The 24,523-nt window shown below is 71.2% G+C and carries 22 protein-coding genes; 16 read left to right on the forward strand and 6 right to left on the reverse strand.

Translation table 11 applies throughout. The annotated features are described in order from the left end of the window. Window positions 1-26: 26 nt before the first annotated feature. Both ACHFIV_RS06285 and ACHFIV_RS06290 read right to left on the reverse strand, forming a co-directional pair. Window positions 27-515, reverse strand: a complete 489-nt coding sequence (locus ACHFIV_RS06285; protein ID WP_398964515.1) for a DUF3515 domain-containing protein — start codon at window positions 513-515, stop codon at window positions 27-29. 20 nt (window positions 516-535) lie between these two features. Beyond that, a complete protein-coding gene (locus tag ACHFIV_RS06290) occupies window positions 536-769 on the reverse strand; it encodes an Lrp/AsnC family transcriptional regulator (RefSeq protein WP_033304016.1) in 234 nt (77 codons plus the stop codon). A gap of 320 nt (window positions 770-1,089) precedes the next feature. Between ACHFIV_RS06290 and ACHFIV_RS06295 the strand changes: the two genes are divergently transcribed. Both ACHFIV_RS06295 and thiD read left to right on the forward strand, forming a co-directional pair. Next, on the forward strand, window positions 1,090-2,058 hold the full coding sequence (locus tag ACHFIV_RS06295) for a thiamine-phosphate kinase (RefSeq protein ID WP_398964517.1): 969 nt from the start codon (window positions 1,090-1,092) through the stop codon (window positions 2,056-2,058). 77 nt (window positions 2,059-2,135) lie between these two features. Continuing rightward, window positions 2,136-2,945: a bifunctional hydroxymethylpyrimidine kinase/phosphomethylpyrimidine kinase gene (gene thiD, locus ACHFIV_RS06300; protein WP_398964518.1), complete on the forward strand. Its 810-nt coding sequence runs from the start codon at window positions 2,136-2,138 to the stop codon at window positions 2,943-2,945. A gap of 75 nt (window positions 2,946-3,020) precedes the next feature. Here thiD and rpmB read toward each other — a convergent pair whose 3' ends face one another. Next, a complete protein-coding gene (rpmB, locus tag ACHFIV_RS06305) occupies window positions 3,021-3,206 on the reverse strand; it encodes a 50S ribosomal protein L28 (RefSeq protein ID WP_003965989.1) in 186 nt (61 codons plus the stop codon). Window positions 3,207-3,461: 255 nt separating this feature from the next. Between rpmB and ACHFIV_RS06310 the strand changes: the two genes are divergently transcribed. The 9 genes from ACHFIV_RS06310 (at window position 3,462) to mutM (ending at window position 12,514) form a co-directional block, all read left to right on the forward strand. Then, the gene (locus ACHFIV_RS06310) at window positions 3,462-5,084 is read left to right on the forward strand and encodes a DAK2 domain-containing protein (protein ID WP_398964520.1); all 1,623 of its coding nucleotides are present in this window, start codon (window positions 3,462-3,464) and stop codon (window positions 5,082-5,084) included. Between the two features lie 51 nt (window positions 5,085-5,135). Further along, window positions 5,136-7,364: an ATP-dependent DNA helicase RecG gene (gene recG, locus ACHFIV_RS06315; protein WP_398964522.1), complete on the forward strand. Its 2,229-nt coding sequence runs from the start codon at window positions 5,136-5,138 to the stop codon at window positions 7,362-7,364. 56 nt (window positions 7,365-7,420) lie between these two features. Next, window positions 7,421-8,035, forward strand: a complete 615-nt coding sequence (rsmD, locus tag ACHFIV_RS06320; protein ID WP_398964523.1) for a 16S rRNA (guanine(966)-N(2))-methyltransferase RsmD — start codon at window positions 7,421-7,423, stop codon at window positions 8,033-8,035. A gap of 26 nt (window positions 8,036-8,061) precedes the next feature. After that, entirely contained in the window at window positions 8,062-8,541 is a 480-nt protein-coding gene (gene coaD / locus ACHFIV_RS06325) for a pantetheine-phosphate adenylyltransferase (RefSeq protein ID WP_398964582.1), read from the forward strand. Between the two features lie 97 nt (window positions 8,542-8,638). Beyond that, a complete protein-coding gene (locus tag ACHFIV_RS06330) occupies window positions 8,639-9,754 on the forward strand; it encodes a cell division initiation protein (protein WP_398964524.1) in 1,116 nt (371 codons plus the stop codon). A 137-nt stretch (window positions 9,755-9,891) separates the two neighbouring features. Then, entirely contained in the window at window positions 9,892-10,557 is a 666-nt protein-coding gene (locus ACHFIV_RS06335; RefSeq protein ID WP_398964526.1) for a YceD family protein, read from the forward strand. Between the two features lie 2 nt (window positions 10,558-10,559). Then, window positions 10,560-10,733, forward strand: a complete 174-nt coding sequence (gene rpmF / locus ACHFIV_RS06340) for a 50S ribosomal protein L32 (protein ID WP_003965982.1) — start codon at window positions 10,560-10,562, stop codon at window positions 10,731-10,733. A gap of 19 nt (window positions 10,734-10,752) precedes the next feature. Next, complete coding sequence (gene rnc / locus ACHFIV_RS06345) at window positions 10,753-11,577, forward strand: ribonuclease III (RefSeq protein WP_398964528.1); 825 nt, start codon at window positions 10,753-10,755, stop codon at window positions 11,575-11,577. Between the two features lie 79 nt (window positions 11,578-11,656). Next, window positions 11,657-12,514: a bifunctional DNA-formamidopyrimidine glycosylase/DNA-(apurinic or apyrimidinic site) lyase gene (gene mutM / locus ACHFIV_RS06350; protein ID WP_398964530.1), complete on the forward strand. Its 858-nt coding sequence runs from the start codon at window positions 11,657-11,659 to the stop codon at window positions 12,512-12,514. Window positions 12,515-12,845: 331 nt separating this feature from the next. On the opposite strand, the gene ACHFIV_RS06355 is transcribed toward mutM, so the two are convergent. Beyond that, window positions 12,846-13,793: a CAP domain-containing protein gene (locus tag ACHFIV_RS06355; RefSeq protein WP_398964532.1), complete on the reverse strand. Its 948-nt coding sequence runs from the start codon at window positions 13,791-13,793 to the stop codon at window positions 12,846-12,848. Between the two features lie 162 nt (window positions 13,794-13,955). Here ACHFIV_RS06355 and ACHFIV_RS06360 point away from each other — a divergent pair, with 162 nt between their 5' ends. The 4 genes from ACHFIV_RS06360 to ACHFIV_RS06375 all read left to right on the forward strand — a co-directional run bounded on the left by ACHFIV_RS06360 (window position 13,956) and on the right by ACHFIV_RS06375 (window position 20,591). Beyond that, window positions 13,956-14,237: an acylphosphatase gene (locus tag ACHFIV_RS06360; RefSeq protein WP_398964533.1), complete on the forward strand. Its 282-nt coding sequence runs from the start codon at window positions 13,956-13,958 to the stop codon at window positions 14,235-14,237. A gap of 434 nt (window positions 14,238-14,671) precedes the next feature. Next, window positions 14,672-14,884, forward strand: a complete 213-nt coding sequence (locus tag ACHFIV_RS06365) for a hypothetical protein (RefSeq protein WP_033304037.1) — start codon at window positions 14,672-14,674, stop codon at window positions 14,882-14,884. A 309-nt stretch (window positions 14,885-15,193) separates the two neighbouring features. Next, a complete protein-coding gene (locus tag ACHFIV_RS06370; RefSeq protein ID WP_398964534.1) occupies window positions 15,194-18,919 on the forward strand; it encodes an AAA family ATPase in 3,726 nt (1,241 codons plus the stop codon). A gap of 253 nt (window positions 18,920-19,172) precedes the next feature. Then, window positions 19,173-20,591: a sugar porter family MFS transporter gene (locus ACHFIV_RS06375; protein ID WP_398964536.1), complete on the forward strand. Its 1,419-nt coding sequence runs from the start codon at window positions 19,173-19,175 to the stop codon at window positions 20,589-20,591. Window positions 20,592-20,690: 99 nt separating this feature from the next. Here ACHFIV_RS06375 and ACHFIV_RS06380 read toward each other — a convergent pair whose 3' ends face one another. Further along, complete coding sequence (locus tag ACHFIV_RS06380; protein ID WP_398964537.1) at window positions 20,691-22,082, reverse strand: purine-cytosine permease family protein; 1,392 nt, start codon at window positions 22,080-22,082, stop codon at window positions 20,691-20,693. 110 nt (window positions 22,083-22,192) lie between these two features. On the opposite strand from ACHFIV_RS06380, the gene ftsY reads away from it, so the two are divergent. Then, complete coding sequence (gene ftsY / locus ACHFIV_RS06385) at window positions 22,193-23,398, forward strand: signal recognition particle-docking protein FtsY (RefSeq protein ID WP_398964538.1); 1,206 nt, start codon at window positions 22,193-22,195, stop codon at window positions 23,396-23,398. Window positions 23,399-23,463: 65 nt separating this feature from the next. Here ftsY and ACHFIV_RS06390 read toward each other — a convergent pair whose 3' ends face one another. Beyond that, a complete protein-coding gene (locus ACHFIV_RS06390) occupies window positions 23,464-24,111 on the reverse strand; it encodes a bifunctional DNA primase/polymerase (RefSeq protein WP_398964540.1) in 648 nt (215 codons plus the stop codon). Window positions 24,112-24,523: the final 412 nt, after the last annotated feature.

The raw sequence follows: 24,523 nt of genomic DNA on the forward strand, positions 1-24,523 counted from the left end.
GGGCTGTCCCGTGCGCGGGGCAGCCCTCAGAGGCTTTCCGGGACCGTCTTCCTCACGGCCGCCGCGAACGCGGACAGCGGGGTGGCGTCGTGGGCGTACTCCGTCCCGAGCGTCACCTCCACGTACGCCTTGCGGTACGTGGTGGTGAACCGCGGGCCGGCGTCATCACGCTGCTCCAGCAGCCAGTTGACACCGTCCGCGTCGACGGCGTCGGACTGGGAATCGTCCATCCTCGCGGGCCGGGTGACGCCGCAGCGCAGTACGATCGCCCCGTCCCCCCAGCCGGCGGTCAGGTCCGAATCCGGTGACGGGTCGCTCCGTTCCAGACCGACGACGTCCTCCGGCAGCGCGTTGTGCAGCTTCGCGCAGTACCCGGCGGCCTCCGGCGACGGCGAGGGAACCGCCACCGAGGGCTGGTCGCCGCCGACGGAACAGCCGGCCGAGACCAGCACGAACAGGGCGGCGGACGGGGCGAGGACACGGGAGCGGCGGGACCGGCGGCGGGTGTGGGTCACCGGACCAGCGTAGACAGGGGTCAGAGGTGGACGACCGGGCAGGTCAGGGTACGCGTGATGCCGTCCACCTGCTGGACCTTGGCGACCACCATCCGGCCGAGCGCGTCGACCGTGTCGGCCTGTGCGCGCACGATCACGTCGTAGGGGCCTGTGACGTCCTCTGCCTGGATCACTCCCGGAAGCTTTGCGATGGTCTCGGCGACGGTCGACGCCTTGCCCACCTCGGTCTGGATGAGGATGTACGCCTGTACCACGGAACCTCCAGGGCGGCCACGAGGATCATGTGGGGGAAAGGGACGCCACGTTATCGCGTCGCCCCGCGCCACGGGGAGACCTACGGGCCGGTTCACGCCCAGAGCGCGGCGCGGGCACCACACAGGTTGACGTGTCTCTCGACGGTACCGACAGCAGTGGGGGCTCGCGACCGCAAGCCCACCGGTGCGGTAGGGGGACAGTGACACCGGCACGTCCCGGGGCCACCGGCTCCCGTGGGCCGTCCGCCCACGGTCCGGACCTCCGGCCGCTGAAGCAGCCCGGACAGGTGTCCGGTGCGAGAGATGAGAGGTGAGACTCGGTGAAGGGAACCGTGGGCGAGTTGGGGGAGTTCGGGCTCATCAGAGAGCTCACCTCCCGGCTCACCACCACTCCGGCGGTACGGCTGGGGCCCGGCGACGACGCCGCGGTCGTGGCCGCTCCCGACCGCAGGGTCGTGGCCAGTACGGACATCCTGCTGGAAGGGCGGCACTTCCGCCGCGACTGGTCGACGGCGTACGACGTCGGCCGCAAGGCCGCCGCCCAGAACCTCGCCGACATCGCGGCCATGGGCGCCGTGCCCACCGCGCTGCTGCTCGGCCTGGTCGTGCCGGCCGACCTGCCGGTCACCTGGGCCACCGAGCTGATGGACGGGCTGCGGGACGAATGCCAGGTCGCCGGTGCGGCCGTGGTCGGCGGCGACGTCGTCGGCGGCGACACCATCACCGTCTCGATCACCGCGCTCGGTGACCTGCGCAACCACGAACCCGTCACCCGGGCCGGCGCCCGGCCCGGTGACGTCGTGGCCGTCACCGGCTGGCTCGGCTGGTCCGCCGCCGGATTCGCCGTCCTCTCGCGGGGGTTCCGCTCCCCGCGCGCGTTCGTCGAGGCACACCGGCGCCCCGAACCGCCCTACCACGCGGGCCCCGCGGCGGCCGGGCTGGGCGCCACCGCCATGACCGACGTCAGCGACGGCCTCGTCGCGGACCTGGGCCACATCGCCGAGGCCAGCAAGGTCCGCATCGACCTGCGCTCCGGGCTCATCGACATCCCCTCGCAGATGTCCGACATCGGGCAGGCCGTCGGGGTCGACCCGCTGCAGTGGGTGCTCACCGGGGGAGAGGACCACGCGATCGTGGCGACGTTCCCCTCCGACGTGAAGCTCCCCGCCCGCTGGAGGGTCATCGGAGAGGTCCTCAACCCGTCCGCGCTGCCCCAGGTCACCGTCGACGGGGCGCCCTGGACGAGCAAGGGCGGCTGGGACCATTTCGGATCCATCGAGGACGCCTAGGACGTACCGGGGAGGTCCCGTCCGCCCTGCGGGCGGACGGCGCCACTTCCCCGGCACGCCCTAGTAGATTCCGGGGCATGAGCACAACTGCCCCGATACCGCCCCGTGTCCTCACCGTCGCCGGATCAGACTCCGGCGGCGGTGCGGGCATCCAGGCCGACCTCAAGACGATGCTGGCCCTCGGTACCCACGGAATGAGCGTGGTGACCGCGGTGACCGCCCAGAACTCGTTGGGCGTGCAGGGCGCCTGGGAGCTGCCGGCCGAGGCCGTGCGAGCCCAGTACCGCAGCGTCGTCGACGACATCGGCGTCCAGGCGGTGAAGACCGGCATGCTGTCCTCGGCCGCCCTCGTCGACACCGTCGCGGAGCTCCTCGCGGGGACCGGTGCGCCCGTCGTCGTCGACCCCGTCGGGGTCTCCAAGCACGGGGACGCGCTGCTGGCCGCCGAAGCGCTCGACTCCGTACGCACCAGGCTGCTGCCCGTGGCCACCGTCGCCACCCCGAATCTCGACGAGGTGACCCAGCTCACCGGCGTCACCGTCACCGACGAACCGGGGATGCGCCGGGCCGCCGCGGAGATCCTCGCGTACGGCCCGCGCTGGGTGGTGATCAAGGGCGGTCACCTGCCCGGCGAGGCCGTGGACCTGCTGACGGACGGCAGCGAGGAGCACTGGCTGCGCGCCCCGAGGCTCGACAACCGGCACACCCACGGCACGGGCTGCACCCTCGCGTCGGCCATCGCGTGCGGACTCGCCCGAGGCCAGGACGTCCCGGCCGCCGTGCGGGGCGCGAAGGAGTACGTCACCGGCGCGATCCGGGCCGGCTTCGCGCTGGGAGGCGGCATCGGCCCCGTCGACCACGGCTGGACGGCACGGTCCGCCTCCTGAACCACAGCAAAAAGCCGGTCCACCGAGGTGGACCGGCTTTTTGGGCAACCGGAAGGCTGCGCTACGACGGGGACGTCAGCGCGCGACCTTGCCGGCCTTGATGCACGAGGTGCAGACGTTGAGCCGCTTCGGCGTCCGACCGACCACGGCACGCACGCGCTGGATGTTGGGATTCCAGCGACGGGACGTACGGCGGTGCGAGTGCGAAATGCTGTTGCCGAAGCTCGGCCCCTTGCCGCAAACGTCGCAGTTGGCAGCCACGGGTCACTCCAAAGACTTCAGATGCACTTACAGTGAATTCCGGCGCGCCGGAATCATTGCTGAAGTGGCGGCACCGGAGGGATTGGCCCGGCTTTCGTCGGGCAACCGAAGCAGCATACAACGCCTGCTCCGGAGATACGAAACTACCACGGCTGCCCGAGGGCTCCGCCCCGCACCTGTGCCCGAGGGGCCCGCGCACGACGGCTACCCTGCGGTGCAGCCAGCCCCCCACGGCCGTCCCAAGGAGGACCAACGGTGCCGCAGTCCCCCGACGATCTTGACGCCGTCGCGGTGCGCACCTGGTGCTCACTCGCCCTGGAGGCCCTCGGCCGGGAACGTACGGCCATCGACGCCATCAACGTCTATCCCGTCGCCGACGGGGACACCGGCACCAACCTGTACCTGACCGTCGAGTCGGCCGCCGCGGCCGTCGAAGCCGTCTTCGCCGCCCATGAGACCGGTACCACCGTGCCCGCGCCCGCCGACGCCGTACGGGCCATGGCACACGGCGCGCTGATCGGCGCCCGGGGGAACTCCGGGACCATCCTGGCCCAGCTGCTGCGGGGCATGGCCTCGGTGCTGGCCGAGTCGGGCGACGCGCATCACCTGCGGGCCGCGCTGACGGAGGCCGCCGACGCGGCACGGCTGGCCGTCGCCCATCCCGTCGAGGGCACGGTGCTCACCGTCGCGGCTGCGGCGGCCGACGCCGCCCGGGCCACGGACGGGAGCACGGGGCTCAAGGACGTGGTCGAGGCGGCGTACGAAGGGGCGCGCGCCGCCCTGGCGGCCACCCCCGGCCAGCTCGCCGTCCTCGGGCGCGCGGGCGTCGTGGACGCGGGCGGCCAGGGCCTGGTGACGGTGCTGGGCGCACTGCTGGAAGCGGTCGGCGGGCGGGCGCGGGCACACGCCGTCCGGCCCGCCCCCGAGGTCCTGCCCCTCACCGGCGACTGCGGGGACGCGGATCCGGACGGCGGCCCTGCCTTCGAGGTCATCTACCTGCTGGAGGCGCCCGACGAGGCCGTCGCCCGGCTGCGGAGCCGGCTGGACGCCCTGGGGGAGTCGCTCGTCGTGGTCGGCGGTGACGGGCTGTGGAACGTCCACGTCCACGCCGACGACGCCGGGGCGGCCGTCGAGGCCGGGGTCGAGGCGGGCCGGCCCTACCGGATCCGCATCACCCACTTCGCCGCCGACCGGATCCGCGCCCACCGGGACCCCGTCCAGCGCGCGGTCGTCGTGGTCGTCCCCGGCGACGGACTCTCCGCCCTGTGCGCCGAGGCCGGGGCGACGACCGTGCTGGCGCGCCCCGGCGAGCCGCCCGCCAGCGGCGAACTGGTCGACGCCATCCGGCGGGCCCACGCCCGCGAGGTGGTGCTGCTGCCCAACGACGCGCAACTGCGCCACACCGCCGCCGCGGCCGCCGAACAGGCCAGGACCGAAGGCATCCGGGTCGCGCTGGTCCCCACCCGCGCCGCCGTCCAGGGCATCGCCGCGCTCGCCGTCCACGAGGCCGGCCGCAGCTTCGACGAGGACGTCGTCGCGATGACCTCGGCGGCCGGAGCCACCCGGTACGCCGAACTGGCCGTCGCCGAGAGGCAGTCGTGGACCATGGCCGGCATCTGCCAGGCCGGCGACATCCTCGGCATGATCGACGGGGACGTCGCCGTCATCGGCGGGGACGTCCCCGGAACGGCCCGCACGGTCCTCGACCGGATGCTGTCGGCCGGCGGCGAACTCGTCACCCTCGTCCTGGGCGAGGACGTCCCCGACTCGCTGGCCGACGAGCTGAGCGCACACGTCAGGGAGGGGTACCTCGCCGTCGACACGGTCGTCTACCGGGGCGGCCACCAGGCGGCGCCCCTGCTGATCGGCGTCGAGTGACACGTCGGCCGGTGCCGCGCGGCAGGACATCTGTCAGTGGCGTGGTGTGCAATGGACCGCGTGTCCGCTTTCGATGAACCCCTCAAGAAGCTGCTCGGCGGAGCCACCGCGAAGGTGATGGCCGAACACCTCGACCTGCACACGGTCGGTGATCTGCTGCACCACTACCCGCGGCGCTACGAGGAGCGGGGCCGTCTCACGTCGCTCACCGAGCTCCCGCTGGACGAGCACGTGACGGTCGTCGCACAGGTCGCCGACGCGCGGATCATGATGTTCAACAACGGTCGCGGCAAACGGCTGGAGGTCACCCTCACCGACGGGAGCGGCAGGCTCCAGCTGGTCTTCTTCGGTCACGGCGTCCACAAGCCACACAAGGAACTGCTCCCCGGCCGGCGGGCGATGTTCGCGGGCAAGGTCTCCCTCTTCAACAGGAAGATGCAGCTGGCACACCCCACGTACCAGCTCCTCGACGCGGAGGACAGCGACGGGACGGCCGATGTGACCGAGGCCGTCGACGCCTTCGCGGGGCAGCTGCTGCCGATCTACGCCGCCTGCAAGCAGCTCGACTCCTGGCGGATCGCCAAGGCCGTCGACATCGTCCTGCCCAGTGCGCGGGAGGCGGTCGACCCGCTTCCCCCGGCGCTGCGCGAAGGGCGGGGGTTCGTCCCCCTCCCCGAAGCGCTGCTGAGGATCCACCGCCCGCACACCAAGGCGGACATCGCGGCCGCCCGGGACCGGCTGCGCTGGGACGAGGCCTTCGTCCTGCAGGTCGCGCTCGCCCGCCGCCGTTACGCGGACACCCAGCTCCCGGCGGTGGCCCGCGGGGCCGTCCCCGACGGGCTGCTCGACGCCTTCGACGCGACGCTTCCCTTCACCCTCACCGAGGGCCAGCAGAAGGTCACCGGGGAGATCTTCGACGCCCTGGCGACCGAACACCCCATGCACCGGCTGCTCCAGGGAGAGGTCGGGTCCGGAAAGACACTCGTCGCCCTGCGGGCCATGCTCCGGGTCGTCGACGCGGGCGGCCAGGCGGCGATGCTCGCACCCACCGAGGTGCTGGCCCAGCAGCACCACAGGTCGATCACCGGGATGATGGGCGAGCTGGCGGAGGGCGGCATGCTGGGCGGCTCCGACCGGGGCACCAAAGTGGTGCTGCTCACCGGGTCCATGGGCGTCGCGGCCCGCCGTCAGGCCCTCCTCGACCTGGTCACGGGTGAGGCCGGGATCGTCATCGGAACGCACGCGCTGATCGAGGACAAGGTGCAGTTCCACGATCTGGGCCTGGTCGTCGTCGACGAGCAGCACCGCTTCGGCGTGGAACAGCGTGACGCGCTGCGTTCCAAGGGGAAGCAGCCGCCCCACCTGCTGGTCATGACGGCCACACCCATTCCCCGTACGGTCGCCATGACCGTCTTCGGGGACCTGGAGACCTCCGTACTCGACCAGCTCCCCGCCGGCCGCTCCCCGATCGCCAGCCATGTCGTCCCCGCCAAGGACAAGCCGCACTTCCTCAGCCGCGCCTGGGAGCGCGTCCGCGAGGAGGTGGAGAACGGCCACCAGGCCTACGTCGTCTGCCCCCGCATCGGTGACGACGCCGAGGAGGCAGCCGGTAAGAAGGGGAAGACGGGGTCGAAGCAGGCCGCCTCCGAGGAGGACGCCGAGAAGCGGCCGCCGCTCGCCGTGCTGGACATCGCCGAAGAGCTGGCCAAGGGCCCGCTCGCCGGTCTGCGCGTCGAGGTCCTCCACGGCAGGATGCCCCCCGACGACAAGGACGACGTCATGCGCCGGTTCGCCGCCGGCCAGGCCGACGTCCTGGTCGCCACCACCGTCATCGAGGTGGGCGTGAACGTCCCCAACGCCACCGCGATGGTGATCATGGACGCGGACCGCTTCGGAGTGTCCCAGCTGCACCAGCTCAGAGGCCGCGTCGGGCGCGGCAGCGCCCCCGGCCTCTGCCTCCTGGTCAGCGAGGCCCACGAGGCGAGTCCCGCCCGGGCCAGGCTCTCCGCGGTGGCGGCCACCCTCGACGGTTTCGAGCTCTCCCGCATCGACCTCGAACAGCGGCGTGAGGGCGACGTCCTCGGGCAGGCGCAGTCCGGGGTCCGCTCCTCCCTGCGGGTGCTCAGCGTCATCGACGACGAGGAGGTCATCGCGGCGGCCCGCGAGGAGGCCGTACGGGTCGTCGCGGACGACCCCGGGCTCGAGCGGCTGCCTGAGCTGCGCACCGCGCTGGACGCCCTGCTCGACAAGGACCGGGAGGAGTACCTCGACAAGGGGTGACCGGGCGGATCCACGGCGACGCCATATCGTGGGGAGCACGGCGCACGTCCCGTCCGGTGCGCCGCCCGCGACCCGAGGAACAGACCATGACCCGCGTGATCGCCGGCTCGGCCGGCGGACGCCGCCTGGCCGTCCCGCCCGGCACCGGCACCCGCCCCACCTCCGACCGTGCGCGCGAGGGCATGTTCTCCACCTGGGAAGCGCTCCTGGGGACGCTCGACGGCGTCCGCGTCGCCGACCTGTACGCGGGTTCCGGCGCGGTGGGCCTGGAGGCGCTCTCGCGCGGAGCGGCCCACGCGCTGCTCGTGGAGGCCGACCCCAAGGCCGCGCGTACCGTGCGTGACAACATCCGCACCCTCGGTCTGCCCGGTGCCGAACTCCGTACGGGCAAAGCCGAACAGATCGTGACGGGCCCGGCGCCGTCCGACCCCTACGACGTGGTGTTCCTCGATCCGCCGTACGCCGTCACGGACGACGATCTTCGGGAGATCCTGCTCACACTCCGTGCTCAGGGGTGGCTCAGGGGCGACGCTCTCGTCACGGTGGAACGGAGCACAAGAGGCGGGGAATTCAACTGGCCCGAAGGATTCGAGCCGCAGCGGGCCCGTCGCTACGGCGAGGCCACGTTTTGGTACGGTCGCGCCGCCTCTACGTGCGAAGACGCACGATGACCGCACCGGAGAGCGAGGGAACCACGTTGCGCCGCGCCGTCTGTCCGGGGTCGTTCGACCCCATCACCAACGGACATCTCGACATCATCGGACGAGCGTCGAAGCTGTACGACGTCGTTCACGTCGCCGTGATGATCAACCAGTCCAAGAAGGGCCTGTTCACGATCGACGAGCGGATCGGGATGATCCGCGAGGTCACGGCGGACTTCGGCAACGTCGAGGTCGAGTCCTTCCACGGTCTGCTGGTCGACTTCTGCAAGCAGCGCGACATCCCGGCGATCGTGAAGGGCCTGCGGGCCGTCAGCGACTTCGACTACGAGCTGCAGATGGCCCAGATGAACAACGGCCTCTCGGGCGTCGAGACCCTCTTCGTGCCGACGAACCCCACCTACAGCTTCCTGTCGTCCTCCCTGGTCAAGGAGGTCGCCACCTGGGGCGGTGACGTGGCGCACCTGCTGCCGCCGACGGTCCACGAAGCCCTCGTGGAGCGTCTCGGCCGCACGTGATGCGCTGACCGCCCGTCACCAGGTGTCGGACGGGAGGCGACTGGCCTTACAGTCGTCCCGTCCGTCTCCAACAGCAGCAGAGAGTGGCGAGCACACGGTGGACGTGCAGAAGAAGCTCGACGAGATCGTCGAAACGGTGGGGAACGCCCGCTCCATGCCCATGTCGGCGTCCTGCGTGGTCAACCGGGCCGAACTGCTCGCGATGCTCGAGGAGGTCCGTGAGGCCCTTCCCGGCTCGCTCGCCCACGCCGAGGAGCTCATCGGCGGCCGTGAGCAGCTCGTCGAGCAGGCCCGGCGGGAAGCCGAGCGGATCCTCGACTCCGCCCGCGCCGAGCGCGGCTCGCTGATCTCCGGCACCGAGATCGCCCAGCGCGCGCAGGCCGAGGCCGACCGGATCCTGGCCGAGGCGCGCAGGGAGGCGGACGAGGTCCGCGGCGAGGCCGACGAGTACGTCGACAGCAAGCTGGCCAACTTCGAGGTCGTCCTCACCAAGACGATCGGTTCGGTGGACCGGGGCCGGGAGAAGCTGCTGGGCCGGAGCGCGGGCGTCGACGAGCAGGGCTACGAGGACCCCGACTTCGCCGAGGCGCCGGAGCGGAGCGCGGACCCGGAGACGCTCCGCCGACGGGCCGACGACTACGTGGACACCAAGCTCGGCGCCTTCGAGGCCGTGCTCGCCAAGACCCTGGAGGCCGTCGGCCGGGGGCGTCAGAAGCTGCACGGCCGGGTCGCCACCGACGAGCTCGGCGCGCACATGGCCGCCCAGGACGCGGCCGGCGGTCACCTGCACACCAGCGACGAGGACCACTGGGCGGGCCTGGCGGAGCTCTCCACCCCCGAACCCCGGCAGAGCACCCCGCAGCCCTCCTACGCGGAGCCCGCACAGCCGGACTACGCGCCGGCGGCCGGCTACCAGGACCCCGCACAGACCGGATTCCCGGTCCAGGGTGAGGCCGGGCCGCAGTACGCGCAGACCTACGGCTACCAGGACCAGCAGGTCCAGGACGGATACGGCTACCAGCAGCAGCCCGACCCGTACGCCGCCTACCAGCAGCAGCAGGCGTACGACCCGGACCGGCAGCAGGAGTACGGCTGGCAGCAGCAGGACCAGGCCCCCGCGCAGCAGGGCGAGAGCGCGCTCGACGAGACCAGCCTGTTCGACACGAGCATGATCGACCTGGAACAGCTGCGCCGGTACGAACAGGGCCGCTGACCGGAGCGGTCCGTACCGGATTGGGAGCTGGGCGGTACGTCCAGTATCCTGGCTCTTCGGTCGCGCGTATGTCCGCGATCCCGGCTGCCCTCTTCCCCAAGGGACAGGGGCGGCCTTCCCGAAGCCGCACCACGCACATGATCTCGAAAGCAGGAAAAGCCCTGAACGGCCACCTCGACCACCGCAGCCCTCTCGTGTTCGATACGCGCGAGCTGGGCCGGCGTCCGGGTACCCAGAAGCGGCTGACCCGCACGGCGGAAGCACCGAAGGACCTCGGCATCGACGGGGTCATCGGCGTACCGGAGAACGCGCCGGTGGCGCTGGACCTCCGCCTCGAATCAGTCATGGAAGGGGTGCTCGTCACAGGCACCGCCCGTGCGACGGCCGAGGGGGAGTGCGTAAGGTGTCTGGAGCCGCTGGCCCTCGAGGTCGAAGCGGACTTCCAGGAGTTGTTCTCGTACCCTGACGCCGATGACCGGAACCGCAGCAGGACCGCGGACCCGGTCGACGACGCCGAGGACGACGAGGACAGGTTCTTTCTCGAGGACGACTCGTTCGACCTCGAGCCTGTGCTGCGTGACGCGGTGGTGCTCGCACTGCCGCTGCAGCCGGTGTGCAAGGAGACCTGTGCCGGTCTGTGTTCCGAATGCGGAATCAGGCTGGACGAGAATCCGGACCACCACCACGATGTCGCCGACATACGTTGGGCGGCACTGCAAGGACTCGCCGAGACCGTTCAGGACGGCGAGAAGGACAACATGGGCGGCGCCGAACCGGGCGTCGACGAGAAGCAGGAGAAGTAGCCGTGGCTGTTCCGAAGCGGAAGATGTCGCGCAGCAACACGCGCCACCGCCGGTCGCAGTGGAAGGCTGCGGTCCCCACCCTGGTTTCGTGCGAGCGTTGCCAGGAGCCGAAGCTCCAGCACATTGCGTGCCCGAGCTGCGGCACCTACAACAAGCGCCAGGTCCTCGAGGTCTGAGCGGCTGGTGAGAGGCCCGATGTCTGAGTTGTCCAGCGCCAAGAAGCAGGCAGACAACGTCAACACAGCCTCGTCCCACACGCTTCTGGAAGGGCGGCTCGGGTATCACCTCGAGTCCGCCCTTCTGGTGCGTGCGCTGACCCATCGCTCGTACGCATACGAGAACGGCGGTCTGCCCACCAACGAGCGGCTCGAATTCCTCGGGGATTCGGTGCTCGGCCTGGTGGTCACGGACACGCTGTACCGCACCCACCCCGACCTGCCCGAAGGCCAGCTGGCCAAGTTGCGGGCCGCGGTGGTCAACTCGCGTGCGCTTGCGGAAGTGGGCCGCGGCCTAGAACTCGGCTCCTTCATCCGGCTCGGCCGCGGTGAAGAGGGCACGGGTGGCCGGGACAAGGCTTCCATCCTCGCCGACACCCTTGAAGCGGTGATCGGCGCCGTCTATCTCGACCAGGGCCTCAGTGCGGCCTCGGAGCTGGTGCACCGGCTCTTCGACCCGCTGATCGACAGGTCCTCCAACCTCGGAGCCGGCCTGGACTGGAAGACCAGTCTCCAGGAGCTCACCGCGAGCGAGAGCCTCGGAGTCCCCGAGTACCTCGTCACGGAGACCGGCCCGGACCACGAGAAGACCTTTACTGCTGCTGCTCGCGTCGGTGGTGTCTCGTACGGCACCGGCACCGGCCGTAGCAAGAAGGAAGCGGAGCAGCAGGCGGCGGAGTCCGCCTGGCGTGAGATCAGCGCCGCCGCGGAAGCGCGGGAGGCCGCGGCCAAGGCCGCAGCCGACGGAGGGATCGCCGACATCCCTGCCGACCCGTCGCCGCACTCGGACGCGGCTCCGGCCTGAGTCATCCGGAAACCCCCCGGCGCCCTGGCGCGCCGGGGGGTTTCCTCTGTCCCGTCACGTCTTCGAAGGAGCGCCCGCCGTGCCCGAACTGCCCGAGGTCGAAGTCGTGCGGCGGGGTCTGGAGCGCTGGACCGCCGGGCGCACCGTCGAGGACGTCGAGGTCCTCCACCCCCGCGCGGTCCGCCGGCACCTCCTGGGCGGCGCGGACTTCGCGGCCCGGCTCCGCGGCCTGCGCTTCGGCACGGCGATGCGCCGCGGCAAGTACCTCTGGATCCCCCTCGACGAGGCGGAGTCCTCGCTCCTGGGCCACCTGGGCATGAGCGGACAACTGCTGGTGCAGCCCGGGGAGGCCGCGGACGAGAAGCACCTGCGCATCAGGATCCGCTTCGACGACACGCTCGGCACCGAACTGCGCTTCGTCGACCAGCGCACCTTCGGCGGGCTGTCGTTGCACCACAACACCCCCGACGGCCTGCCGGACGTCATCGCGCACATCGCACGCGACCCCCTCGACCCGGCCTTCGACGACACGGCGTTCCATCTGGCCCTGCGCCTGCGCCGTACGACGGTCAAACGCGCGCTGCTCGACCAGTCACTGATCAGCGGCGTCGGCAACATCTACGCGGACGAGGCGCTCTGGCGCAGCCGGCTGCACTACGAGCGGCCGACCGCGACCCTGACCCGCCCCAGGACGGCGGAACTGCTCGGTCACGTCCGGGCCGTGATGCGGGAGGCCCTCGACCAGGGAGGCACCAGCTTCGACAGCCTGTACGTGAACGTGAACGGGGAGTCCGGATACTTCGACCGGTCGCTGGACGCGTACGGACGCGAGGACGAGCCCTGCCGCCGCTGCGGTACGCCGATGCGCAGGCGGCCGTGGATGAACCGGTCCAGCTACTTCTGTCCGCGCTGCCAGCGCCCGCCGCGGATCGTCTGACGTCCCGGTGTCAGGCCCGGTGTGCCGCGTCGTACCGGCTCCGGGCCTCCACGACTTCGGGCACCCGGCGGCGCGGCTCGTTGAGGCGGGCGCCGCTCCCGTGCGGCGCGCGCACAGCCTCAGGCCGCCGCCTCGGCCGGTGACGTCCGGCGTTCCGCGGGAGGGGCACTGCCGCGAGAAGACGTCGAAGGCCGAGCCGTCGTCGGCGCGCGCGGACGTCGCCGTGTCACCACGCGCTGTCCTCCGCTCACCCATGTCCACGGCTCACGCCGGTGCGCCTCCCACTCGTGGTGAGGGCCGCACCGGCGCGACGGAGGACGAGGGCGACGGATCAGAAGCCGAAGTCCTGCGTCCACCAGGGGCCGCCGGAACCGAGGTGCACGCCGACCCCGAGGGTCTTGTAATCGCAGTTGAGAATGTTCGCGCGGTGGCCGTCGCTGTTCATCCAGGCGTCCATCACGGCCTGGGCACCGGCCTGTCCGCGGGCGATGTTCTCGCCGCCGAGGCCCTGGACGCCGGCCGCCGCGGCGCGGTCCCAGGGGGTCGCCCCGTCGGGGTCGGTGTGGCCGAAGAAACCGCGTGCCGCCATGTCCTCGCTGAAGTCCTGGGCGAGCGCGGTGAGCGAGCTGCTGGTGGTCACCGGGCTGCAGCCGACCTTGGCGCGCTCCTGGTTGACCAGGGCGAGCACGGCGGCCTGGTCGGAGACGGCGGACGGACTCGCCGGGACGGCGGGCCTGCTGCTCGGGGCGGCCGACGAGGGCTTCGGAGCAGTCGGCGTCCTGGCGGCGGAGCCGGCCGACGTGCTCTTCGTCGGCCGGGGGGCCGGAGCCTTGGTCCGTTCCGGAGCCTTCGTCGTCGGCTTCGGGGCGGACGTGGACGGCTTCGTGCCCGGCTTCTTCTGGCTGGGTGTGGCCGAGGGGGACTTCGACGGTGCGGCGGAACGTCCGGCACCCCGGTCGGCCCCGGTCGAGGCGGAGGCCGGCGTGCGGCCGGTCGGCTCGGCGGAGGACTCGCCCTGGGTCAGCAGGTCGGGAGCACCGCCCGCGTGCACCTGGTCGGCCGCTCCACCGCCGCTGACGCTGTAGCTGTCACCGCCGGGCAGCAGGCCGGAGGCGACGGCGACGGCTCCGACTGCCACGGCCGCGGAGACTCCGAGAAGCCCGGCGCGCACCGGTATGCCGGCTCGCCTCCTCCGGTGCGCACTCCGGTGCACGTGCTCCGCGTCCGCCGCCTGCTGCTCAGCGGCGGGGGCCGCGCCTGCGCGTCGATGCCGTCCCATGCGCTGTGCCTTCCTCGTGCTCCGGGCGTCGTCACGACGTCACGACGTCACCGTATTCAAGATCGAACTCACCCGTTCGGGTGAGGTATTGCGAGGGGACCTTACGCCATGGCGGATCGGGGGCATGTGCTCGTCGAGCAATTGGCCGGTTAGCGTTCGGGCATGAACGAAGACGCACGACTCGTCGTATGGGTACGCGGACGAGTACAGCAAGTAGGGTTCCGCTGGTTCACCAGGGCAAATGCTTTGGAGATCGGAAACCTCACGGGCTTCGCCCTTAATCTCGACGACGGCCGGGTGCAGGTGGTGGCCGAAGGGTCGCGTGAGAATTGCCACCGTCTGCTGGACTGGCTCGCTTCCGACGACACGCCCGGCCACGTGGACGGAGTGACTGAGATCTGGGACACGCCTCGCGGCGGATACGACGGATTCGCGATCCGCTGAGGGTGCCCCGGGAAAGCGCTCGCATCCATTGCGTGCACGAGGGGCCGCGAACAGTGACCGGGAAGGGCGGGCGGCGCCTCACACCCGAAATGACCTGCGAAAGCAGTGGCCACCCGGACATGGTTGCCAAGAAGCGCGCGGCGTGCCAGGCTGCGGCATTGACGAAGATCTCCACGCTCCCGGGAGCCCGCAGGAGAGTCGCGCCGCATGATCGTAAGGCCGCGCACCCCCGGGACGCCCGGCCTCCTGGCGTGTGATCGTGTTGACCGTCAAACTTTTTGGTGAGACGCTGAAAACCCCGCGCACCTTAGCTGTTCGGTAGAGCTGGTAGCAGCAGAACAGCAGTGGATACAGAGCACTGCCGAACACCGCGGGTGCGATTCCCTCACGACCCACACCGCATCGGTGTCACTCAGTGTGGAGGACCATCCATCATGGCAAAGGCGCTTCTCGGTTACGTCGGCGGTTCCGACCCGCGACTCCTCGCCGAGATGCGACGGCTTCAGAAGCGCGTCCAGGACCTGGAATCCGAGCTCGTACGGATCCAGGACGAGAACGACGCGCTCAACGCCGCCGCTCAGCACCAGGAGTCGCTGCTCGACAGCATCGACATCGACGTACCCCAGGCGGAGCCCGCGCTGACCTGACCCCAAGGCCCTGCCGGGGCCGGTCGGGCCGCAAGTCGGCCGCTCGGGATCAACCATCGAAGTCTGCGTCACGGATCGTCGTCCTGGAGCACCGAGATCGCTCGTGATCCGGTCGGTCCGCGATCCGTCGCGTAAGGCTGTGCTCGGAGGACTGCACAGAAGCACCGTGCAGGATTTACCAGGGACGCTCCGGCGTCCCTTCTTTCTTTCCCCCCTGTGCCGTCTCCGGCCTTTCGCTCTTCGCTTACCGTCTGATGTGCCCTGCACCTTCATCAGCGAAACCGAGAGTGAAAGGTAGAGTCCGGCGGCGTGCACCTCAAGGCCCTGACCCTCCGTGGTTTCAAATCGTTCGCCTCCGCCACGACCCTGCGGTTCGAACCGGGGATCACCTGCGTCGTCGGTCCCAACGGATCAGGCAAATCCAATGTGGTGGACGCGCTCTCCTGGGTCATGGGGGAACAAGGGGCCAAATCCCTGCGCGGCGGCAAGATGGAAGACGTGATCTTCGCCGGCACCACGGGAAGGCCGCCTCTGGGCCGTGCCGAGGTGTCGCTGACGATCGACAATTCCGACGGCGCGCTGCCCATCGAGTACGCCGAGGTGACCATCACCCGGATCATGTTCCGCAACGGCGGCAGTGAATACCAGATCAACGGCGACACCTGCCGGCTGCTCGACATCCAGGAACTCCTCTCGGATTCCGGTATCGGCCGGGAGATGCACGTCATCGTCGGCCAGGGCCGGCTGGACTCGGTCCTGCACGCCGATCCGACGGGACGCCGCGCGTTCATCGAGGAAGCGGCGGGTGTGCTCAAGCACCGCAAGCGCAAGGAGAAAGCGCTGCGGAAGCTGGAGGCGATGGGTGCCAACCTCGCCCGCGTCCAGGACCTCACCGACGAGCTGCGACGCCAGCTCAAACCGCTGGGACGGCAGGCCGCCGTGGCGCGCCGGGCCGCTGTGATCCAGGCCGACCTGCGGGACGCCCGGCTGCGGCTCCTCGCCGATGACCTCGTGCGGCTCCGGGAGGCGCTGCGCGAGGAGATCGCCGACGAGGCCGCCCTCAAACAGCGCCGGCAGGCGACCGAGGCCGAACTCAAGGCGGCGCTGGCCCGCGAGGCGGACCTGGAGGACCAGGTGCGCCGGCTCGCACCGCGACTGCAGCGGGCCCAGCAGACCTGGTACGAGCTCTCCCAGCTGGCCGAGCGCGTACGAGGCACGATCTCGCTCGCCGACGCCCGGGTGAAGAGCGCCACCGCCGCGCCGGAGGAGGAGCGGCGCGGGCGGGACCCGGAGGACATGGAGCGTGAGGCGGCGCGCATCCGCGAGCAGGAGGCGGAGCTGGAGGCGGCACTCGAAGCCGCCGAGCACGCCCTGGAGGACACCACGGCACACCGGGCGGAACTGGAGAAGGAGCTGGCCTCCGAGGAACGTCGGCTCCGGGACGCGGCCCGGGCCGTCGCCGACCGGCGAGAAGGGCTCGCCCGGCTCAGCGGGCAGGTCAACGCCGCCCGCAGCCGGGCGGGTTCGGCCCAGGCGGAGATCGACCGGCTGGCGGCGTCGCGGGACGAGGCGCGGGACCGCGCGGTCGCGGCACAGGAGGAGTACGAGCGGCTGAAGGCCGAGGTCGACGGCCTGGACGCGGATGACGCGGAGCTGGCGGAACAGCACGAGTCCGCCAAGCGGGAGCTCGCCGGGTCGGAGGCGGCCCTGAGCGCGGCGCGTGAGGCGGTCACCACGGCGGAACGCAGCCGCGCGGCGGTCTCCGCCCGGCACGAGGCACTGTCGCTGGGACTGCGGCGCAAGGACGGCACCGGGGTACTGCTCGACGCGGGGGACCGGCTCCCGGGACTGCTCGGGCCGGTCGCGGAGCTGCTCACCGTGGCCCCGGGGCACGAGGTCGCCGTGGCCGCCGCGCTGGGCGCCGCCGCCGACGCCGTGGCGGTGACGGATCCGGCCGCCGCGGCGGACGCCATCCGCCTGCTGCGGAAGCAGGACGCGGGCCGCGCGGCGCTCGTGCCCGGCGGAGCGGGAGCGGGGCTGGTACCGGCACAGGGCGCGCAGCACGTGCCGGAGCCCGTCGGCTCGCCCACAGGCCAGGTGCCCGGGCAGGCGTCCGGGGCGGGACACGGCCCGGGAAGCGCGGTCGCCGGGGCCGAGCGCACCGGAGGTGGTCCGGCGGCCTCCGGGGCGGCCGTACCGGAGGCCGGCCGGGCCGTCGCCACCGGGGGATGCGCCGCGCCCGCCGTCGCCGGTCTGCTGCAGGGGCCCGCCGAACTGACGGCGGCCGTACGGCGGCTGGTCCACGGCATGGTCGTCGTCGGCACCCTGGAGGACGCCGAGGAGCTGGTCGCCGCGCACCCGGGGCTGACCGCCGTCACCGCCGAGGGCGATGTGCTGGGCTCCCATTACGCACACGGCGGATCCGCCGGGGCGCCCAGCCTGCTGGAGGTCCAGGCCTCCGTCGACGAGGCCGCCGCCGAACTGGCCGAGCTCGCCGTGCGGTGCGAGGAACTCGCGTCGGCCCAGCGCGCCGCCGCTGCACGGCGTGAGGAGGGCGCGGCCCGGGTGGAGGAGCTGGGCGAGCGGCGCCGGGCCGCCGACCGGGAGAAGTCACAAGTGGCGCAGCAGCTCGGGCGGCTGGCGGGACAGGCCCGGGGTGCCGCGGAGGAGGCCGAGCGGATGACCTCTTCCGCGGCCCGGGCGCAGGGGGCACTGGAGCGTGCCGTGACGGAGGCCGAGGAACTGGCGGAGCGGCTGCTCGTCGCGCAGGAGAACCCCATGGAGGAGGAGCCCGACACCTCCGTCCGGGACAGGCTCGCGGCCGACGGCGCCAACGCGCGCCAGACCGAGATGGAGGCCCGGCTCCAGGCGCGTACCCATGAGGAGCGGGTCAAGGCCCTCGCCGGGCGGGCCGACGCCCTCGACCGCGCGGCCCGCGCCGAGCGCGAGGCACGCGCCCGCGCCGAGCAGCGCCGCGCCCGGCTGCGTCACGAGGCCGCCGTCGCCACCGCCGTGGCGTCGGGTGCCCGGCAACTGCTCGCCCACGTCGAGGTCTCGGTCGTCCGGGCGGGGGAGGAACGGACCAGGGCCGAGGCGGCGAAGGCCGACCGCGAGCGGGACCTGGCAGCCGAACGCGGTCGCGGCCGCGACCTCAAGGGCGAGCTCGACCGGCTCACCGACTCGGTGCACCGGGGCGAGGTGCTCGGAGCCGAGAAGCGTCTGCGCATGGAGCAGGTGGAGGCCAGGGCGCTGGAGGAGTTCGGTGTCGAGCCGGCCGGCCTGGCAGCCGAGTACGGGCCGGAGCAGCTGGTGCCCCCGTCCCCCGCGGCGGAGGGCGAGGACCTCCCGGCGGATCCGGGCCATCCCCGCAACCAGCCGAAGCCGTTCGTCAGGTCCGAGCAGGAGAAGCGGCTGAAGGCCGCCGAACGGGCGTATCAGCAACTCGGGAAGGTGAATCCGCTCGCCCTGGAGGAGTTCTCGGCGCTCGAGGAACGGCACAAGTTCCTGTCCGAGCAGCTCGAAGACCTGAAGAAGACCCGGGCCGATCTGATGCAGGTGATCAAGGAGGTCGACGAGCGGGTCGAGCAGGTGTTCACGGAGGCGTTCCGGGACACCGCCCGCGAGTTCGAAGGCGTCTTCTCCCGGCTCTTCCCGGGGGGCGAGGGCCGTCTCGTCCTCACCGACCCCGACAACATGCTGACGACCGGTCTCGACGTCGAGGCCAGGCCGCCGGGCAAGAAGGTCAAGCGGCTCTCGCTGCTGTCCGGCGGCGAGCGGTCCCTTACGGCCGTTGCCCTGCTGGTCTCCATCTTCAAGGCCCGGCCGAGCCCGTTCTACGTCATGGACGAGGTCGAGGCGGCGCTCGACGACACCAACCTGCAGCGCCTGATCCGCATCATGGTGGAGCTCCAGGAGAGCTCCCAGCTCATCGTCATCACGCACCAGAAGCGGACGATGGAGGTCGCCGACGCGCTCTACGGAGTCTCCATGCAGGGTGACGGCGTCTCCAAGGTGATCAGCCAGCGGCTTCGCTGAGGCTTCCGTACAACGGCTGACGGATACTCACACTCTCTTCACCTAATCTTCAACACTTCAACGCGCCTTTTGGGCACTCCCGGGTACTTGTGAGGCACCTCTCGACTCGGACCCGAGTCTTGACTTCGAAACTTGAACGCATAACCTCAGCAATGTTGTTTTTACCTTCAAGTGGTGGTCGGCTAGAAGTTGTGCGCCACTGGGAGGGTTCACCCCCCACACCTGACGTTGCGGCCAGGTACCAGGAGTTCATGTGACCAGCACAGCGCGCGGACCGGAGTCCGGAGCCCGGGAGGCCCACCCGGACCACCTCGGCCATGTCATCTTCATCACGGCAGCCGCAGCGATGGGCGGCTTCCTGTTCGGCTACGACAGTTCGGTGATCAACGGGGCCGTCGAGGCCATCCGCGACCGCTACGACATCGGGTCGGGAACGCTGGCCCAGGTGATCGCCATCGCGCTGATCGGCTGTGCCATCGGCGCGGCGACGGCAGGGCGCATCGCCGACCGGATCGGCCGTATCCGCTGCATGCAGATCGCCTCGGTGCTGTTCACCATCAGCGCCGTCGGCTCCGCGCTCCCCTTCGCCCTCTGGGACCTCGCCATGTGGCGGGTCATCGGAGGCTTCGCGATCGGCATGGCGTCGGTCATCGGCCCGGCCTACATCGCCGAGGTCTCGCCGCCCGCCTACCGGGGCCGCCTCGGCTCCTTCCAGCAGGCCGCCATCGTCATCGGCATCGCGGTCTCGCAGCTGGTCAACTACGGCATCCTCCAGCTCGCCGACGGCGACCAGCGCGGCGAGATCGGCGGCCTCGAGGCCTGGCAGTGGATGCTCGGAGTGATGGTCGTGCCGGCCGTCCTGTACGGACTGCTGTCCTTCGCGATCCCCGAGTCGCCGCGCTTCCTGATCTCCGTCGGGAAGAAGGACCGGGCCCGGAAGATCCTCGAGGAGGTCGAGGGCAAGAACGTCGACCTCGACGCGCGGGTGAACGAGATCGAGACGGCCATGCGCCGGGAGCACAAGTCCAAGTTCAGCGACCTGCTCGGAAGCCGCTTCGGCTTCCTGCCGATCGTCTGGGTCGGTATCGGGCTCTCGGTCTTCCAGCAGCTCGTCGGCATCAACGTGGCGTTCTACTACTCGGCGACGCTGTGGCAGTCCGTCGGCATCGACCCGTCCGGCTCGTTCTTCTACTCCTTCACCACGTCGATCATCAACATCATCGGCACCGTGATCGCCATGGTCCTGGTGGACCGGGTGGGCCGCAGGCCGCTCGCGCTCGTCGGGTCCACCGGCATGGCCATCGCCCTGGCGTTCGAAGCCTGGGCCTTCTCCGCCGACCTGGTCGACGGCAAACTGCCCGGCACCCAGGGCGTCGTGGCACTGGTGGCGGCCCACGTCTTCGTACTCTTCTTCGCCCTCTCGTGGGGTGTCGTGGTCTGGGTCTTCCTCGGCGAGATGTTCCCGAACCGGATCCGCGCCGCCGCGCTCGGCGTCGCCGCGTCCGCCCAGTGGATCGCCAACTGGGCGATCACCGCGAGCTTCCCGAGCCTGGCCGACTGGAACCTGTCGGGCACCTACATCATCTACACCTGCTTCGCCGTGCTCTCGATCCCCTTCGTGCTCAAGTTCGTGAAGGAGACCAAGGGCAAGGCGCTGGAGGAGATGGGCTAATCCCCGCTGCCCCTCTCCTCGACCCGCTGCCCCGGTCCGGCCCATGCCGGCCCGGGGCAGCGTTCTGTCCCGCCCCGGCCGGTGCGCCGGCACACGGCGTCAGAACCGGGTCACCGTGCCACCCGTACCGTCCGCAGGGCGCGGCAGCGCCCCGTACACCCCGGCCGCGACCAGGATCGTGGCCGCCCACCCCAGCCCGTGACGCCCGGTCCAGGAGGCGGCCAGCGGGCCGGTGAACCACTCCACGTCCGTCAGCAGCAGTCCCACCACGAGCGCCGCTCCCCAGGCGCCCACGGCCTGCCGGCTGAACCCGGCGGCGTACCAGTAGCCGCTGCCGGGAGCGGTGTCCATCAGGGCCGCGGAGTCGTAGACGCGGCCCCGCAGCAGATCGACGCCGAAGACGCCGATCCAGGCGGAGAACGTGACGCCGAGCAAGGTCAGGAACGACAGGAACGTGTCGAGGAAACTCCTGGCCACCAGCATCAGAGCTCCCCCGAGCAGCAGGCTGATCGCCGCGTTCACCCCCACGGCCCAGGCGCGGGGGACCGCGAATCCGAGTGTCTGTGCGACGAAACCCGCGGAGTACATCGACATCGCGTTGATCAGCATCATGCCGACGACGGCGGTCAGGAGATACGGCACCGAGATCCAGCCCGGCAGCAGCTCGCCGATGAATGCCACCGGGTCCTTCGTGACGGCCAGCCGGGGTGAGCTCACCGCCATCACCGCGCCCATCATCACCAGCGGCAGCACCGTGACCAGCGCCCCGCCCACCGTGGCCGCGACCATCACCCTCCCGGAGGCGGAACGGGGCAGGTAGCGGGCGAAGTCCGGCGCCGAGGGGACCCAGCTGATGCCCCCGGCAGCCAGTGTCCCGATCCCGGCGACCATCATCGCGGCCGGCCCCGGTGGCCGGCCCAGGACGGCGTGCCAGGGGGATGCGCCGATCAGGTGGACCAGGACCAGGAGACCGGCGCCCGCGAAGAGCCAGGCGGAGGTCCGGGAACACAGCCGCAGCGCCCTGATGCCGAGCCCCGAGACCAGGAAGCTCCCGGCGACGAAGGCGGTCAGAGTCACCAGCACCAGCGGATGGCTGCTCCGGATGCCGAACGCCAGGTCGAGCACCGCCAGCAGTGCGTAGGAGCCGGTGACCGCGTTCAGCGTCTCCCAGCCCCAGCGGGCCACCCACAGCAGGGCGCCGGGAAGGTGGTTGCCACGCTGTCCGAAAACCGCTCGGGACAGGGCCATGCCCGGTGCCCCGCCGCGCTTGCCCGCGATCGAGACCAGCCCCACCAGTCCGAACGACAGCACGGGGGCCGTGACCGCCACGACCAGCACCTGCCAGAAGTTCAGCCCGTTGAAGACGGTGAGCCCCGCTCCCACGGTCAGCAGCAACACGGTCATGTTGGCCGTCGCCCAGGTGGGGAAGAGGGCGCGGACCCGGCCGGTGCGCTCGTGGTCGGGGACGGGATCCAGGCCGCGGTTCTCCACGGGCAGCAGGGTACCTTTACCCCCAAACGTGGCATACCGCCCCGGCGTCCGGCGCCGGCCGCTCTCCACAACCGCGCCGGACCGCCGCCGTGGCCGATACTGGACGCGTTATGGAAATCGTCATCCTTGCTGTAGTCATCGCCCTGGTCGCGGTCGGCCTGATCAGCGGGCTCGTGGTCAGCAGCCGCAAGAAGAAGCAGCTGCCGCCCTCGGCGCCGTCGAGCACGCCGACCATCACTCCTCCCACCGAGCCCCGTGTCGGCGAGGAAGCCGAGACGCCGCGCGACGAAGCGCGGCGCACCATCGAGGAGGTCGGTCTTCCCGGCGCCGGGACCCCCGTCGAGGACACCCCGGTCGTCATCGAGCCGGAGACCCCCGCGCTCGAGGTACCCGAGCCCACCGCCGGCCGTCTGGTGCGGCTGCGCGCCAGACTCGCCCGTTCGCAGAACTCCCTGGGCAAGGGGCTCCTCACGCTCCTGTCCCGCGACAACCTCGACGAGGACACCTGGGAGGAGATCGAGGACACCCTCCTCACCGCCGATGTCGGCGTCGCACCCACCCAGGAGCTGGTGGAGAGGCTCCGTGAGCGGGTCCGCGTCCTCGGCACCCGTACGCCCGACGAACTGCGCGCCCTGTTGCGCGAAGAGCTCGTCACTCTGCTCGGCCCCGACTTCGACCGAGCGGTCAGGACGGAGGGCGGCGACGGGACTCCCGGCGTCGTGATGGTCGTCGGGGTCAACGGCACCGGTAAGACGACCACGACGGGCAAGCTCGCGCGGGTACTCGTCGCCGACGGGCGCAGCGTCGTCCTCGGTGCCGCGGACACCTTCCGCGCAGCCGCCGCCGACCAGCTCCAGACCTGGGGCGAGCGCGTCGGCGCCCGCACGGTGCGCGGCCCGGAGGGCGGCGACCCCGCGTCGATCGCCTTCGACGCGGTGAAGGAGGGCATCGCCGAGGGCGCCGACGTGGTGCTCATCGACACGGCGGGCAGGCTGCACACCAAGACGGGCCTGATGGACGAGCTCGGCAAGGTCAAGCGGGTCGTGGAGAAGCACGGACCGCTCGACGAGATCCTGCTCGTGCTCGACGCCACCACCGGTCAGAACGGCCTCGTCCAGGCGCGGGTCTTCGCCGAGGTGGTCGACATCACCGGCATCGTCCTCACCAAGCTGGACGGCACCGCCAAGGGCGGCATCGTGATCGCGGTCCAGCGCGAACTGGGCGTCCCCGTGAAGCTCATCGGCCTCGGCGAGGGGCCGGACGACCTGGCCCCGTTCGAGCCGGGTGCCTTCGTCGACGCGCTGATCGGCGACTGACAGGCCCGGCCCCGCACAGGCGCTGAGGGCGGTGGACCCGGAAGGGGTTCACCGCCCTCCGGCGTTCACCAGCGGTGGCATATGTAGGCGAGGGTGCCCAGGAGGAGCCGGGCCTGCGGGGGAGTGGCGGCCGTGTCCGGCACGGGCGGACGCAGCCAGCTGACAGGGCCGAGGCCCCCGAGGTCCGAGGGGGGAGCGGTCACGTAGGCACCGGGACCCAGCGCCCGCAGGTCGAGATCCGCGTCGTCCCAGCCCATCCGGTAGAGCAGCCCTGGCAGGCCCGCCGCGGCGCCGGGTGCGACGAAGAACTGTGTACGGCCGGTCGGGGTCACCGCGACCGGTCCCAGCGGCAGCCCCATCCGCTCCATCCGCACCAGCGCGCGCCGCCCCGCCGCCTCCGCGACGTCGAGCACGTCGAAGGTCCGGCCCACCGGGAGGAGGATCGAGGCGCCCGGCACCTCGGCCCAGGCGTCCGCGGCCGTGCCCAGGGTGGCGCCCGGCGGGACCTCCGGGGCGAAGTCCAGCGGATGCGCGCCGGGGGCGGCACACGCGGTGTCACCGCAGGAGCACATGCCGGCCGCCGCACGGGCGCCCGGAGCCACCGCCCAGCCCCAGAGTCCTGTGTACTCGGCCACCTCGGTCGCCCCGGCCGCGCGGCCGCGGCGCCGCGTGGCGGACCGCATGTCCCGGATGCCGCCGATCGTGAAGCCCATGCCCCCTCCAACGGGTCCGACTCGCCGGTGGTTACGACCCGGAGCCCCGTACTCGGCGTACTCCGCGCGCTGCCGATCCGCCGGCGCGCGAGGTGGCGTCACAGAGGGGCGCGCTGAGTGTCGCGCGCCCCTGAATGCTTCACTCCGCTCGCTGCTGAACGTGACCTGTCAAGTGAATCGCGAACCACGTGGATCGGGTTCATCCGAAGGGGTGGCGAATGGTGGCGTTTCTGCAACGACCCTCGCCGGAGCGGTGATCGTAGGATTACTGTGGGTACTCGAACCTGCAATTGCATGTGCAGTTGAGTATGCCTCGGGCAATCCGTCGATCTGTTCGACGGCGCACAGCGCCCGCACGGACAGCACCGGGGCGCGGGATTCTGATAGAGGTTCGCGCGACAGTTTTCAGCGG

This window comes from Streptomyces sp. ALB3 (assembly GCF_044385685.1).
Taxonomy (GTDB): Bacteria; Actinomycetota; Actinomycetes; order Streptomycetales; family Streptomycetaceae; genus Streptomyces.

Bases quoted from the DNA above. Each gene is read 5' to 3' on its own strand.
- ACHFIV_RS06355 (WP_398964532.1), bottom strand. From the start codon at position 13,793: ATGGGACGGCATCGACGCGCAGGCGCGGCCCCCGCCGCTGAGCAGCAG.
- recG (WP_398964522.1), top strand. From the start codon at position 5,136: ATGGACCGCGTGTCCGCTTTCGATGAACCCCTCAAGAAGCTGCTCGGC.
- ACHFIV_RS06360 (WP_398964533.1), top strand. From the start codon at position 13,956: ATGAACGAAGACGCACGACTCGTCGTATGGGTACGCGGACGAGTACAG.
- ACHFIV_RS06335 (WP_398964526.1), top strand. From the start codon at position 9,892: ATGATCTCGAAAGCAGGAAAAGCCCTGAACGGCCACCTCGACCACCGC.
- ACHFIV_RS06365 (WP_033304037.1), top strand. From the start codon at position 14,672: ATGGCAAAGGCGCTTCTCGGTTACGTCGGCGGTTCCGACCCGCGACTC.
- ACHFIV_RS06390 (WP_398964540.1), bottom strand. From the start codon at position 24,111: ATGGGCTTCACGATCGGCGGCATCCGGGACATGCGGTCCGCCACGCGG.
- thiD (WP_398964518.1), top strand. From the start codon at position 2,136: ATGAGCACAACTGCCCCGATACCGCCCCGTGTCCTCACCGTCGCCGGA.
- ftsY (WP_398964538.1), top strand. From the start codon at position 22,193: ATGGAAATCGTCATCCTTGCTGTAGTCATCGCCCTGGTCGCGGTCGGC.
- rnc (WP_398964528.1), top strand. From the start codon at position 10,753: ATGTCTGAGTTGTCCAGCGCCAAGAAGCAGGCAGACAACGTCAACACA.